At 24.9% G+C, this 13,132-nt stretch carries 20 protein-coding genes; all 20 read right to left on the bottom strand.

The genetic code is table 11. From position 1 onward, the window contains the following. Nucleotides 1-8 precede the first annotated feature (8 nt). Nucleotides 9-587, bottom strand: coding sequence for a stage III sporulation protein AF (spoIIIAF, locus tag NSA50_RS01595; protein WP_257442423.1), 579 nt, complete (start codon nt 585-587; stop codon nt 9-11). Between the two features lie 8 nt (nt 588-595). After that, the gene (gene spoIIIAE, locus NSA50_RS01590; RefSeq protein WP_257442422.1) at nt 596-1,825 is read right to left on the bottom strand and encodes a stage III sporulation protein AE; all 1,230 of its coding nucleotides are present in this window, start codon (nt 1,823-1,825) and stop codon (nt 596-598) included. An 8-nt stretch (nt 1,826-1,833) separates the two neighbouring features. Then, on the bottom strand, nt 1,834-2,217 hold the full coding sequence (gene spoIIIAD / locus NSA50_RS01585) for a stage III sporulation protein AD (protein WP_195264480.1): 384 nt from the start codon (nt 2,215-2,217) through the stop codon (nt 1,834-1,836). An 8-nt stretch (nt 2,218-2,225) separates the two neighbouring features. Continuing rightward, nucleotides 2,226-2,423 (bottom strand): stage III sporulation protein AC, encoded by a 198-nt coding sequence (gene spoIIIAC, locus NSA50_RS01580; protein ID WP_195264479.1) that lies wholly within the window; start codon nt 2,421-2,423, stop codon nt 2,226-2,228. A gap of 14 nt (nt 2,424-2,437) precedes the next feature. Further along, nucleotides 2,438-2,956: a stage III sporulation protein SpoIIIAB gene (spoIIIAB, locus tag NSA50_RS01575; RefSeq protein ID WP_195264478.1), complete on the bottom strand. Its 519-nt coding sequence runs from the start codon at nt 2,954-2,956 to the stop codon at nt 2,438-2,440. Then, nucleotides 2,944-3,867 (bottom strand): stage III sporulation protein AA, encoded by a 924-nt coding sequence (gene spoIIIAA / locus NSA50_RS01570; protein WP_257442946.1) that lies wholly within the window; start codon nt 3,865-3,867, stop codon nt 2,944-2,946. The genes spoIIIAB and spoIIIAA overlap by 13 nt, the downstream gene beginning before the upstream one ends. A 426-nt stretch (nt 3,868-4,293) precedes the next feature. Beyond that, nucleotides 4,294-4,656 carry a CD1247 N-terminal domain-containing protein gene (locus tag NSA50_RS01565; RefSeq protein WP_195264477.1) on the bottom strand — a complete coding sequence of 121 codons (363 nt, stop codon included), beginning with the start codon at nt 4,654-4,656 and terminating at the stop codon, nt 4,294-4,296. Nucleotides 4,657-4,800: 144 nt separating this feature from the next. After that, a complete protein-coding gene (gene efp, locus NSA50_RS01560) occupies nt 4,801-5,358 on the bottom strand; it encodes an elongation factor P (RefSeq protein WP_008679144.1) in 558 nt (185 codons plus the stop codon). A gap of 158 nt (nt 5,359-5,516) precedes the next feature. Further along, nucleotides 5,517-5,873: a hypothetical protein gene (locus NSA50_RS01555; RefSeq protein ID WP_195264476.1), complete on the bottom strand. Its 357-nt coding sequence runs from the start codon at nt 5,871-5,873 to the stop codon at nt 5,517-5,519. Further along, complete coding sequence (locus NSA50_RS01550) at nt 5,870-6,283, bottom strand: hypothetical protein (protein WP_257442421.1); 414 nt, start codon at nt 6,281-6,283, stop codon at nt 5,870-5,872. Before NSA50_RS01550 ends, NSA50_RS01555 begins: the two co-directional genes overlap by 4 nt. Continuing rightward, nucleotides 6,261-6,890 (bottom strand): hypothetical protein, encoded by a 630-nt coding sequence (locus tag NSA50_RS01545; RefSeq protein ID WP_195264474.1) that lies wholly within the window; start codon nt 6,888-6,890, stop codon nt 6,261-6,263. Before NSA50_RS01545 ends, NSA50_RS01550 begins: the two co-directional genes overlap by 23 nt. 4 nt (nt 6,891-6,894) lie before the next feature. After that, nucleotides 6,895-7,335: a hypothetical protein gene (locus NSA50_RS01540; protein ID WP_257442420.1), complete on the bottom strand. Its 441-nt coding sequence runs from the start codon at nt 7,333-7,335 to the stop codon at nt 6,895-6,897. After that, nucleotides 7,326-7,847, bottom strand: a complete 522-nt coding sequence (locus tag NSA50_RS01535; protein ID WP_195264472.1) for a type II secretion system protein — start codon at nt 7,845-7,847, stop codon at nt 7,326-7,328. The genes NSA50_RS01540 and NSA50_RS01535 overlap by 10 nt, the downstream gene beginning before the upstream one ends. Then, on the bottom strand, nt 7,804-8,244 hold the full coding sequence (locus NSA50_RS01530; protein WP_257442417.1) for a type II secretion system protein: 441 nt from the start codon (nt 8,242-8,244) through the stop codon (nt 7,804-7,806). The genes NSA50_RS01535 and NSA50_RS01530 overlap by 44 nt, the downstream gene beginning before the upstream one ends. Further along, nucleotides 8,241-8,717: a type II secretion system protein gene (locus NSA50_RS01525; RefSeq protein ID WP_257442415.1), complete on the bottom strand. Its 477-nt coding sequence runs from the start codon at nt 8,715-8,717 to the stop codon at nt 8,241-8,243. Before NSA50_RS01525 ends, NSA50_RS01530 begins: the two co-directional genes overlap by 4 nt. Continuing rightward, complete coding sequence (locus tag NSA50_RS01520) at nt 8,717-9,769, bottom strand: type II secretion system F family protein (protein ID WP_257442413.1); 1,053 nt, start codon at nt 9,767-9,769, stop codon at nt 8,717-8,719. The genes NSA50_RS01525 and NSA50_RS01520 overlap by 1 nt, the downstream gene beginning before the upstream one ends. Further along, nucleotides 9,744-10,826 carry a GspE/PulE family protein gene (locus NSA50_RS01515; RefSeq protein ID WP_257442944.1) on the bottom strand — a complete coding sequence of 361 codons (1,083 nt, stop codon included), beginning with the start codon at nt 10,824-10,826 and terminating at the stop codon, nt 9,744-9,746. The genes NSA50_RS01520 and NSA50_RS01515 overlap by 26 nt, the downstream gene beginning before the upstream one ends. Nucleotides 10,827-10,926: 100 nt before the next feature. Next, on the bottom strand, nt 10,927-11,133 hold the full coding sequence (locus NSA50_RS01510) for a hypothetical protein (RefSeq protein ID WP_257442411.1): 207 nt from the start codon (nt 11,131-11,133) through the stop codon (nt 10,927-10,929). 95 nt (nt 11,134-11,228) lie between these two features. Next, nucleotides 11,229-12,215: a hypothetical protein gene (locus tag NSA50_RS01505; RefSeq protein WP_195428378.1), complete on the bottom strand. Its 987-nt coding sequence runs from the start codon at nt 12,213-12,215 to the stop codon at nt 11,229-11,231. A gap of 16 nt (nt 12,216-12,231) precedes the next feature. After that, the gene (dapF, locus tag NSA50_RS01500; RefSeq protein ID WP_195264060.1) at nt 12,232-13,053 is read right to left on the bottom strand and encodes a diaminopimelate epimerase; all 822 of its coding nucleotides are present in this window, start codon (nt 13,051-13,053) and stop codon (nt 12,232-12,234) included. Nucleotides 13,054-13,132: the final 79 nt, after the last annotated feature.

The following is a 13,132-nucleotide window of genomic DNA, read 5'->3' as shown; positions in this document are numbered from 1 at the left end:
CACTCCCATCAATTTACTTTATACACTTCTATTTTATCTTGAGAAACATTTAAAGCTTCTGCTAAGTAACTTATTATTTCATCTTCGTTATTTACTTTTCCATCCTGAGAAGATACGCTTTGACTGTCTTCCTGTGCATTTATAATTATCTTTTGTACTTTCGAAACATCTTTATTTTTAACCCCTATTTGAACTTTTTCAATAGAGTAGTTAATGTTACTCATATCAACTTTACAATCTATGTCACTAATAAATTCTTTATCAGAAAACTTTTCTTTTAAAAGTCTATTACAATTTTGCTCTAAATTTTCCTTAAATGCATTTTCATTATTAATCTTATAATTCTTACTTACTTCGACACTTTCATTTTCTCTAAGCTCTATATAATTTTGTATCTGTAAAGAAATACTTTCTTCACCTTTACTAAACAAAGAAATTATTGGAGATAACATAACAGATATAAGAATTAAGCCTAAAACAAATTTTAAGTACTTTTTCATATTGTTATCAGGAGCTATAAATTCAATTGCCGTCATTAATATAAGCATAGTAACTAGGGTTATTACAAATCCTTTTATTTCTTCCATATCCCTCTTTACCCTCCTATAACAAATTTGCCTGCTGATGCCATAATTCCAAGTAATACAAAGAACATGAGGCTTACCGATAATACACATGACATTATAAGTATCAAAGAATCACCTGCTGATGCTATTGAACTTGTTATTCTTTTATCGCTTATTGGCTCTATAATTGCTGCTGTCAATTTATATACAAATGAAATTAATACTAACTTTATTATAGGATATAGCATCATAAGTATTATTATGATTAATCCTATAGAGCTTACAGCATTTTTTATTATTAGTGAATATCCTGCTACAGACGCTATAGCATCTGAAAAAGCTTTTCCTACTATAGGTATAAAATTATCTATAGCAAATTTAGCAGTTTTTAATGTAACAGCATCAATAGTTGATGATGTTATCCCCCTTACCGTTAATAATCCTATGAAGATAGTTAGAATTATACCTTGAAGCCATATAGTAATTTGCTTTGTTAATTTACACAAATTACTTATTTTATGTTCCGTAGAAATATTGTTTGCAAATTCTAAAACAAAGGTAATAAGTATTAATGGTATTATTACTGTTGTATATATTCTTGGAATAATTAATGTTGCTCCAACTACTATAGGATCCATAGTTGCTGCTTGTGTAAATCCTCCAATTGTTCCAATCATCATAACTAATACAGGTAAAACAGCACTCATAAAATTTGATAAATCTTGTATTATATTAATTGCTATATTTATAGAAACTATGAAACTTCTAGATAATATAACTATCAGTAAAGCATAACATGCAAAGAATGCTATATTTGATATTCCTTCATTTGAAAATGCTGTTTGTAAATTTTTAAGTAGTGCACATATTATTGCAATTACTATTATGCTTATTGATAATGCAAGTACTGTTTTAACTTCCTTAAATAAGAAACTTATAACAGCATCGCTAATAGTTTTAAATGATAAATTTCCTTCTCCATTTTTTATATATCCCTTAATATAATCAACTGGATCTAGGTCATTCATTATCTCAATATCTAATTTCATATTATTTATATAGTTATATAGTGAATCTAATTTATTATTGACTTCCTCATTTTCTATCTTAATTTCTTCCTTAGATGTTTGATTATTAATATTTATACTATTAATATCATTTTCATTAGCTAAAGCACTTTTACTAGGAAGAACTACAAAAGCTATAATAATTATACTTATAACTAATATAATTCTCTTTGTGAAAATATTTTTTATCATAAAAACACCTACAATATTTGTAAAATTGATTGAAGGACAGCCATAAGTATTGGTATTGCTAATGTTAATATCAAAATTTTAGCCGAAAATTCAACCTTACTAGCTATACTAGCAGCTCCTGCATCTTTGCATATTTCACTGCAAAATGTGGCTAAATATGCTATAGCTAGTATTTTTAAAACAACCCCTATATATACCATATCAATATTAGCTTTATCTGCTATATTCTTTATAAAGTAAATTACATCATTAAGTTGTGTAATTACAACTAAGAAAATTATAGCTCCTGCAGATAAAGATATTAATGTTGATATATCGCTTCTTTTATCTTTAAAGAGAAGAAACATAAATAATGCAGCAAAAGCAAATGCAACAATCTTAATAATATCCATAATAACACCTATAACATAAACATAGTTCTTACAGTATTAAATAGATCTCCTATAAGGCTTATTACTGTAATTAGAATTATTACTATCCCTACAATATTTGCTATTGTTGCAATTTCATCTTTACCACTAGCTTTTAATACTTTCTCTAAGACTACAAGAAGGACACCCATAGCCCCTATTTTAAATATAATAGTTACGTCTAGCATTTATTACCCTCCTACTAAATTAAAAAAATCGAAATCATAGCGCCTATACATACCCCTATAGCTCTATACATCTTTACATTTTTCTTTGCTAATTCTTCAGCAGATTTGCAGTTTAATTTCATATTTTCTATTGTTAGGTTAAATAATTTATCTTGTCCGTAAACTCCTGATTCCCCAAGTGATCTCAAAAAATCTTTTATTATTCTTTTATCCTCTTCATTTAAATTAAATTCTGATTCATTGTTTTTGTACTCATTTTCAAAGGCTTCATATACGCTTGTACTTTCTCCATTCAAAAGCTTATCTGACACAGCTGATAAAATAGAATTTATAGGAGCTTCAACCTTTAATGAAATATATTTTAAAGCTTCAGGAAGAGGTGTATTTGCATATATTACCTCATTATTTAAAAACAAAATTGATTTTAATATCGAATTAAGTTGCTTACTCCTCTTTTTAAAATTTTCACCATAGTAAAATCCTATATAGGTACAAGATAAAAATATAATGATAACTGCTGTTATCTTAAGCACTTAAATTCCCCCTCCAATCCTATTGAATATATTTGCTCAATTGCTCCTACGCCATTTCTATTGCTTAAAATTACTATTCTATCTAAAATAGAATTTTCTAATAAATCTTTAAAAACTTTTCTTTTATATATATCATCTATACTATATCCATGAATAGTAACTATAATATTAACTCCAGAATTAAATGCCATGTGAAGAGCCTCTATATCCCCATCACTTCCTATTTCATCACAAATCAGTATATCTGGAGATAAGCTCCTAATAGCCATTATCATTCCATCTTTTTTTAAGCAATTATCTAAAATATCACTTCTAATCCCTACATCTAATTGTGGAACTCCATTAAAACAAGCAGCTATCTCACTTCTTTCATCTATAATCGATACTTTTTTCCCTTTCAAATTTACAATAGGCATCCCAGTTGAAATGTTTTTAGCTATATCTCTTAAAATAGTTGTTTTACCACATTTAGGTGGAGATACTATCAAGGTATTAAATACTCTGTCTTCTTTAGTTATGTACTTCATAATTTCATTTGAGCATCCTATTACTTCTCTACATATTCTTATATTTAAAGAAGATATATTTCTTATAGTTCTTACCTCTCCATTTACTAAAACACATTCTCCAGCTATTCCTATTCTATGTCCACCTTTAATTGTAATATATCCTTGCTTTATTTCTTCTTCATAAGCGTATAATGAATAATTTGATATCTTCACTAAAATTTGTTTTATATCATCAACTGTAGTTACATATTTTAATATTATTTCCTTATATGCTAAATTAACTATTATCGGCTTATGAGCTTTTATCCTTATTTCTTGGACAGGTTCTTTTAAAAGTATTTCTCTTAGTTCATTACTAATCTTTAAAGGCAATACCTTTAAAATCTCCTCCTCATTTCTCACTTCATCACTTCCTTTTCTAATGTTATATATCAAACTTGTTTCTCTCTATAAAATAATATTCATACTTATAATAAAATATGTAAAATATTTTTAATTAACTAAAAAAAATTAAAGTTAATTATAGAGATATGTTTTTTATAAATATCTATTAGTTTAATTAATATTTTAAAACTCTTTCTTGTATTCGTATATTTTTTTATATTTACTTAAGTTAATTATTTATATAATTAAAATCAATATTAATATACTTATTAGATGAAATATTAAATACTTATTGTAACTCACAAATCAATATTATTTTGCTATTAAGCTGTAATATAAGTTATTTTAAATTTCATTCTCAATATAAAATCTTATTAAAACAAAAAAACTATCAGCTAACCAACTGATAGTTTTTTTGATAATAATTTCTTATTCTTAATTTAATTAAATTGCTTCTTCCTGACAAAATGGACAAGGTATTGATTTATTGTTATCTATAGCATCTTTTTCAACAAAAAGTGGCTTATTGCAATTTTTACAATTTACTTCGATATATTCATCTTCCATTTCTATAAGATCTTCTATTGAAACTTCTTCAAATAATTCATCTTGTAAACCTGTAAGATCTTCATCTATGTATTGCACATTTTCTTCTAAATAATCTTGTCTATTATTCATATCTTCAATTACATCTGACATTTCATCTAAAACTGATAAAATACTGCTAAAAATATTTTGATATTTATCATCACTTATGTTAGTAACATTAGTTTTAATATTTTCTATTTTATCTTTTATATCCTTCACATCTTCACTTCCTTTTAAATAGAAATACTGTCTATTCAAATTATACCCTAATATTGGATATTTTATATATAAATTTATGTTTATTTAACTTTTATTGTAATTTTTATAGAATAAAAAAGCTAAGTAAAAACTTAGCTTTTGTTATTATACTCTTTCCATGTATTCACCAGTTCTAGTGTCTACTCTGATTACGTCTCCTTCATTAACGAACATAGGAACATTTACAACTGCACCTGTTTCTAATGTAGCAGGCTTCATTGCATTTGTAGCAGTGTTTCCTTTTATTCCTGGGTCTGCTTGAGTTATTAATAATTCAACAAAGTTTGGAGCTTCTACTGAGAAAGCTTCTCCTTTATAGAACTTTATTACAGCAAACATATTTTCTTTTATGAACTTTATAGCATCTTCTACTTTTTCGTAGTTTAATGGAATTTGTTCAAAAGTTTCTTGATCCATGAAGTAGTATAGTTCTCCATCTGAATAAAGGTATTGCATTTCTTTTCTTTCAATTACCGCTTCTTGTAATTTAGCTGTTGGGTTAAAAGTTGTATCAGTAACACCACCAGAAATAACATTTCTTAATTTTGTTCTTACAAATGCTGCACCTTTACCTGGTTTAACGTGTAAGAAGTCTATTACTGTATAAACTTGTCCTTCATGCTCGAAAGTAGTACCTTTTCTTAAATCTCCTGCTGATATCATTAAATATCCCTCCAAAAACTTTATTCCATATATTTAGTATAACTCTTTGTTACCTAAATAGTCATAACTTCAACAATGTTTATGACATAACAAAAATATTTTATCAAAATTCACAAATAAATGCAATTACTTATAATAACTTCTAAAAAATATTGTCATTATTTACTTTTTAACTCCATCTCTAGTAATATATTTTCTTTGTCATAATTTAAATTATAATTATTTATATAGTAATCATCTAATTTATTTAATGCATCTAGAATCTCATTTTTATCACCTTTTAAGACGCATTTTACTATCCAATTACTTTCATCTATCTTATTATAACTTAATATCGTTGAATTATTTACATCATTAAATTCATTCTCTATATCTTTTATATATTTAACATTTTTCACTTCCGTTATACATGGTACAACTTCTTTAGATAAATCTTTTTTATAAAAAATTAATAGACATACTTGGATAATTGTTATAACTATAACTATCAAATGCAGTGTTTTAATTCTTTTCATATACTAACCTCTAATGTGAAATCATTTTGTTCATCTTTAATAATGGATTTTATCTTTATTATACCTTTCTCTTCTATTATAAAAACATCTTCTTTTCCCTTCACCTTAATGGATCCATTATTATTTTGTATATTCATACTTAAAATATTAGGTAAGATATTATTTATCAATTCCTTTATATCTTCTTTTTTAAAACCTTTTTCAGTATTTATATTATCATCTAAATTATTATTATTTACTTCTACATTTTCTTTATTATGTAAAACTCTATTTGCTGATGTAGGAATAACTATTATATTTAGCATTAATAGTATTAATATTAGTTTGTTATTTTTCTTATTTTCATTTATACCTATCTTCTCTATAAACTCATTTGGTATAAAGTTCTTATTTTTTAAATATTTTTTCATAAATTTTTTCTCCTATATTTATAATATAGTCATAATTATTATCAGTCACATCTTTTATACTTTTATCAATAATTAGCTTTTTATTTTGAGTTTTATACTCTATTATAAATTTCTTTATATCTTCAGCATCATTAGTTATATAAGAATTTTCAAGAGCTCCATTTTCTATATTTATTAAATGAAATAATCCCTTAATTCTATATATTATTATTGATGATTTGCTTCCCTTTATCTTTTTTATAATATATTCTTTTACTAAAAATTGTACTGGCTCTACCTTAAGATAATTAATATCTTTACATAAATCAAGTAAGTTTTCACATCTTATAGAATAGATATAAAGAATCTTTGAACTTTTTAAAAATTCATAATGAAATAATAAATTTTTCTTATCTGAGAAATCCTCTGATATCTTCTTTTCAATGAATCTATCAACATTTATTCTTTTATTATAAATTTCATATTTCTTTATAAATATTTGTTGTGATAAGATTAATAATTTTCTTTTGCTACCTAGCTTTTCTAACAATGAATTTATATTATAGCACTCATACTCATATCCATTGCAATAATACTTATTTTCAAATATACCTATAGAATTAACCATTTTTTTACTCCTTTATATAAATATATTTAGTTTTATAAGTAGTTGGGGTAAAATAAGTTTTATTATCAACTCTATTTTCATTTAATTCAATATACATAGCTGAATTTTCCTTTTTCTTTTTTAAGTAATAGCTTCCATCTTGGTATATGAATTCTACTTTTGTTAATTCAGGATAATCTTCAGATTTTTTTTTATTCACTTCCTTTAAAAGTTTTTCCTGATCTAGATTATTACCTTCTGCCTTAGTATTTATAATTTCTAAAACCCTTTCTTCATCTACTTCTAGAGTATACAAATCCTTATATGTTAAATAATTTTGAGATTTTAAATAGTTATTGTATATTATTTTTATTGAAAGGTTTACAATAAAAATTACAAATAAGAACACTATTAAGCTTTCAATAAATGCATATCCTCTTTTTTTAAACCCATTTTTTATATGCATATTACTCTTTCCTCACCACTAAGACTATTTATCTTTAAATAATATATTTTCTCTTTCTTCGTTATTATAAAACTAGACACTTCTCTCATTATTATGTTAATACCTTTTCTTTTGCCATCTTTATATGTTTCTAAAACTATTTTTCTATTTACATTATCTAAAAAAATTCTTTTATCTTTAACTTCATTTTTATTGTGATCAATTTTGTATGTTATTTTTATCATAGCATTATTATTTAAGTCACTCTCTTGAATCTCTATTGATTTAACCATTTGTGTTTTTAGCAATCTATCGATATTCAATATTGCATCATCAAAAGAATCTTGTGATAATGCATCTTTTATTAATTTTGTATAGTTTTTATTAGCAGTTAAGGCAATTTTAAAAGATAAACTAAGTAAAATTAATTGGATAAACATAACTAAAATAAGTTCTATTAAAGTAAAACATCGCTTTCTTTTATTACTTTTACTTCTTTTCCATCCAATAAGATTTAATAAATTCTCTTTCACATAAAATCCCTCCCTCTTCATCACTAACTCTTATTTTTAATAAAATTGCTTTTGAAGCTTTTTCACCAGTAAAAATGGAATTATTTAACTTCTCCAATGTAATACCATTCCCCCTCTCTATCTCTAGTATAGGTGTGGTAATAAGTTTATTTAAAATATCTTTTGAGTAGTTATACGATAATTTGCCTCCATTAAAAGCTCTATTTAGTTCTTCTAATGTAACATTATATTTTATTTCACTTTCTATTGCATAAGCTACTCTATCTGCTTCATTTTTTATATTTCTTATTTTTCTAGACTTAGCAGCAACTATTCCAATTTCTACTGCTAAAGTTGCTGCAATTAATAAAATCCCAAGTGCTACTATACTTTCAACCAAAGTACTTCCTTTTTTCAATCTATTATATCTCCTTCATTTTCATCTATATCATTTCCTCTTATAATATCATTTCCAACAGATACTGTTATTTCTATAAATTTATTATTTTTATATGATAAACTTATAGTTCCTGCTGTCTTTATAAAACCTTCTCTATTAATATTATTAATTCCACCTTGAAAATTTGATGATACATTAATATCATTATCCAGCTTTAATATCTTTGTTAATTTATGATTTAATTCAAGCACTTCAAATACAACTTCTTTCTTGTTCTTATTTATAGCTATATTTCCAACCACTTCATTTTTCCTACAATAGCTCTTTGCAAAACTTAACAATGCTCTAACTTCATACACATTATTTTGAAGTTTTAAACTTTCACTTTTATCCTTAAAATATTTAACACCACTAAATCCAACTGTTGCCAATAATGCAATTATTGATAACACTATTATCAATTCTATAAGTGTATAACCACCTTTTTTCATTATAATCCACCATCTAATAATGAACTAAATAAAGGAACAATAAATATCATTAAAAAAATTATTACAAAAGCACCCATAATTAAAATTGATGCTGGTTGTAGAATTGCCATATATCTATTTATATCTGATAATAATTTCTTTTCTAAATGAGTAGAAAGGGATTTTAATCTTTCATCCATAGCTCCACCTTCTTCTCCCAGCTTTATTATAGAAATTGTATAATTGGAATAGTTACCTTGTTTCTTTAAGCTCTCAGATATTGTTTCACCTTTCAATATACTTGAATTTAAGAGTATGAATTTTTCTTTTAAATTTGAATTTTTAAAGCTTGTTGCAGAGTACATTAATCCATTTGACAAATTCACACCACTTCTAATTATTATAGATAGAAGTGAAATAAAAACAAATTCGTTAAACTCTCTAATTATTTTTATTTTATTAAATAACACTTTGATATACTCTTTTAAATAAAACCTATAGATTATATATGGTAGCAAAATTCCCCAAGAAAGAAAGTATATCAAAGAATATATTGGATTAGTTTTTATATAATTTACAATATTATAAAGAAACTTACACACACTAGGTATTTCTATGTTTAAGTTAAGATAAAAATCATATAAACTAGGTATGGTTACAAAAGCAATGAATATAAAAACTGTAATAATAGATAAGAATAATAAGATTGGATATGATAAAACATTTTTAATTGTAGATTTGATAAAGCTAATTTTATCATAATACTCTTCTAACCCCTTTAAAACTTCCGATAAATTACCACTTTTTTCTCCCATAGAGACCATTCCAACAAAAAACTCTGGATACAAATCATTAAATTCGTTAAAGCTTTCATTTAACGATTTTCCTTCAACAATAAAGCCTTTAATATTTTTCATACTTTCTCTATAAGATTTTCTTAATGGTAATTCCATAATTAAATCTATCATAATTAAAAGAGAAATTCCTTCTTTATGAAGCATTGCCATATTCCCTGATAATAAGCTTAAACTATTAAAATCGGGCTTATTAAATATCAATTTTATTTTCTTCATAACTAATACCTTCTTCTATTATGAAATTATTGTAATCTGTAACAGATATTTTTCCATCAGTTAATAGGTCATTTAAATTATCTATCATTTCTTCATTATTTAGACCTCTTATTTCCTGGAAAATATTTGAAATATTTTTTTTGATTTCTTTATCAATAAATATAACTGAGCTCACTACTTTTCTCCCTTTATAACCTGTATAGTTACAATTACTGCATCCAATAGATTTATAATTTATTACTTCTTTTCCTTTAAAATAAAATTTTATGTCTTCTCTTTTGCAGTTATCACAAAGTACTCTTATCAACCTCTGTGAAATTATTCCAATCAAAGAATCCTTAATTAAATATTGTTTTACCCCCATATCTTCAAGTCTAAAATATACTTCTTGGGGAGTCTTTGTATGAATTGTAGAGTATACTTTATGTCCAGTTAGAGATGCAGTAACTGCCATATTAGCAGTTTCTTCATCTCTAATTTCTCCAATCATTAGAACATCAGGATCTTGTCTTAATATACTTCTTAGTCCAGTTGCAAATGTAATGTTTGCTTTCCTATTTAAACTAACTTGATTTATACCCTTAATTATTACTTCCACTGGATCTTCTAAAGTTGTGATATTAATATCTTTTTTATTAATTTCTTTTAAGATACAATATAGAGAGCTTGATTTTCCACTTCCTGTAGGGCCATTAATAATTACTAATCCATTTTTTAGTCCAAGTATCTTTTTTAATTTTTTTATTTGATTTGTATTTAAATTTAAACTATCAATATTATAATTAAATATTTCTCCATATAGGATTCTAATTACTAATTTTTCGCCATAGATTATCGGAATAGTAGATAATCTTAAATCATAGTTCTTTCCATTTACTTTTATTAGACTTTTACCATCCTGAGGCCTTCTTTTTTCTGTAATATCCATATTCCCACATACTTTTATTTTGGATAATAATTTTTGATATTCTGCATTTTTTATTTTTGTAACTCCTATTAATATACCATCAACTCTAAATCTTATGAAAACATCTTCCCTATGGGGCTCAAAATGAATATCTGATGCATTTAATTCTATTGCTTTAAGTAATAATACATCAAATAGCTCCTCTAGTTCTCCTAAAAATATATTTTTAATTAGTTCATTAATAAAGTCTTCACTTAATTTTATAATTTTTATTTTTTTTATTAAACAAAAACTCTATTTCCTCTTTATTTTCTAATATCTCCTTTGATGCTAGTACTATTACTCTATCTTCCTTTATCATAATAGGTAAACATATATTTTCTATAGCTTTTAATTTATTTAATTTTCTAGCTATTTCTAAATTAACTTTCTCCAAGTCAAATTCAAAAATACTCATATAACATCACCATTTAAATTTATATCCAATAAAGTTAAAATTATACATATAAAATTAAAGAAAAAAGATATTTATAAAATAAATTATAAATATCTTTATCTACACTCTATAAAATTGTATGTTCCCGACTCACCATCAATTATGCTTATAGCATCATTAGTACATCTATATACTTTTTCTGTTATAACATCTTCACCACCAACAAAGATTATATTACCATCCTTATCTTTAGAAAGACCTTTTTCTAAATTTATTAATTTTGGGAAATCATACACTAATCTCCTAGCTTTCTTATCATGATACTTGTATAATGAATAGCTATTATTTTCCAGTTTACCCAGTATGAATATACCATCTGGAGTAGACTCAACATCACTAACATCCAAAACATCTTCTATTACTTCATTAACTTCCCCAGATTCGTCTATAACTTTTAATATCTTTTGTTTTCCTTCTTTTTCTTGAACAAAAACTATTCCATTATCTAAAACTTTTAAAAATTCAACGTATCCTAAATCTAATTTATATAAAAGCTTTTCTTCATTATTATTAATGTTATAAGTAAATATTCCATTAATTTTATCTTCACTTATTCCATAATATACTAAAGTATTTTCATTTAGCCAGTCAACTAACTCACCTGAAATTGAAACCTTAGTATCAATTGATATATTCTTATTTTTAGACAAATCTTTAATTTTTAAATCTAAGAATTCATCCTTTAAAAAATAAGCTAAATATTCTCCATTTTGTGCTATCTTAGGTGAAATGACTTTCTTCCCGTCTTCTATTCTTTCTTCTTTTCCTAGATATTTTATTTTATATTCACCATTTTCATTATATATAAAATTACCACTTTCTAAATCATAAGCTGTAATTATATATTCAGTATCTACTTTTTCATATTTATCATTTGTTAAATTATAAATTTTGTATTCCCCTGAATTTTCTATGGCAATTGCTCCATTTAGTATATCAACTTTATTTTCTTCTTCTATTTCACTTTTACATCCATAAAGAAATATACTTATTAACAAAATAAAATTAACAAGGAAAATATTCCTTATTCTTTTTTTATTCATCTTTTACCTCTTTTAATTAATATAGCTCACCTTTACAAATAAACTCTGCAGATCCTATCATATATACATCATTATTTATAATCTCTACCACTAAATTTCCTCCTAAAGTTTCTACATTAACCTTATTTGAGCATACCCCTAATTTTTTTAAAGCCACAACTGAGGCACAACATCCTGTTCCACAAGCCAAAGTAGCTCCAGCACCTCTTTCCCAAGTTTTTACCTCTATATTGTTAATATCGATTACTTTTACAAAATTAACATTTGTTCCTTCAATAAATAAACTATTTTTTTCTATAGCTTTTCCTTCACTAATATTATATTCATCATTATTATTAATTAAAATAGTATGAGGTACTCCCATCAATAAGGTAGTTAATTGATATTCCTTTTCTTCAATTTTAATTACTTCATTTATTAATGAGTTTTTATTATTTAAAGGAATATCTTTGCCGCTGAAACTTGCCTTTCCCATATTGACTTTAACTAATTCAACCTTATTTTTATCATTTATATAAAGTTCTACAAACTTTATTCCATCTCCAGTTTCTATGCTAATTATATTCTTTTCCACTAACTCATATTCATATAAATATTTTGCAAAACACCTAATAGCATTTCCACACATATTAGCACGAGATCCATCACTATTTATTATTACCATTTTAGCATCTGCAATATTAGATTTTCTTATTATAACTAATCCATCTGCCCCTATTCCAAATCTTCTATTACAAACAGTTTTAGCAATTTCAGTTTCAGTTTTAATCAGCTCATTTTCATCATCTCTAATAAAAATAAAATCGTTTCCTAATCCTTGCATTTTTATAAAATTCATAAAAACTCCCCCCTTAACCTTATATGCCATTGATAAATTTGCTAATTAAGTGTTATACTATCTTTATCTTATTACCAAA

The organism is Clostridium mucosae, assembly GCF_024622765.1.
Classification (GTDB): domain Bacteria; phylum Bacillota; class Clostridia; order Clostridiales; family Clostridiaceae; genus Clostridium.
This window is presented reverse-complemented; position numbering and strand designations above follow the sequence as displayed.

Bases quoted from the DNA above. Each gene is read 5' to 3' on its own strand.
- spoIIIAF (WP_257442423.1), bottom strand. From the start codon at position 587: ATGGAAGAAATAAAAGGATTTGTAATAACCCTAGTTACTATGCTTATA.
- efp (WP_008679144.1), bottom strand. From the start codon at position 5,358: ATGATATCAGCAGGAGATTTAAGAAAAGGTACTACTTTCGAGCATGAA.
- NSA50_RS01555 (WP_195264476.1), bottom strand. From the start codon at position 5,873: ATGAAAAGAATTAAAACACTGCATTTGATAGTTATAGTTATAACAATT.
- spoIIIAD (WP_195264480.1), bottom strand. From the start codon at position 2,217: ATGGATATTATTAAGATTGTTGCATTTGCTTTTGCTGCATTATTTATG.
- spoIIIAC (WP_195264479.1), bottom strand. From the start codon at position 2,423: ATGCTAGACGTAACTATTATATTTAAAATAGGGGCTATGGGTGTCCTT.
- NSA50_RS01550 (WP_257442421.1), bottom strand. From the start codon at position 6,283: ATGAAAAAATATTTAAAAAATAAGAACTTTATACCAAATGAGTTTATA.
- NSA50_RS01520 (WP_257442413.1), bottom strand. From the start codon at position 9,769: ATGAAGAAAATAAAATTGATATTTAATAAGCCCGATTTTAATAGTTTA.
- NSA50_RS01525 (WP_257442415.1), bottom strand. From the start codon at position 8,717: ATGAAAAAAGGTGGTTATACACTTATAGAATTGATAATAGTGTTATCA.
- NSA50_RS01545 (WP_195264474.1), bottom strand. From the start codon at position 6,890: ATGGTTAATTCTATAGGTATATTTGAAAATAAGTATTATTGCAATGGA.
- NSA50_RS01505 (WP_195428378.1), bottom strand. From the start codon at position 12,215: ATGAATAAAAAAAGAATAAGGAATATTTTCCTTGTTAATTTTATTTTG.
- NSA50_RS01540 (WP_257442420.1), bottom strand. From the start codon at position 7,335: ATGCATATAAAAAATGGGTTTAAAAAAAGAGGATATGCATTTATTGAA.
- spoIIIAE (WP_257442422.1), bottom strand. From the start codon at position 1,825: ATGATAAAAAATATTTTCACAAAGAGAATTATATTAGTTATAAGTATA.
- NSA50_RS01510 (WP_257442411.1), bottom strand. From the start codon at position 11,133: ATGAGTATTTTTGAATTTGACTTGGAGAAAGTTAATTTAGAAATAGCT.
- dapF (WP_195264060.1), bottom strand. From the start codon at position 13,053: ATGAATTTTATAAAAATGCAAGGATTAGGAAACGATTTTATTTTTATT.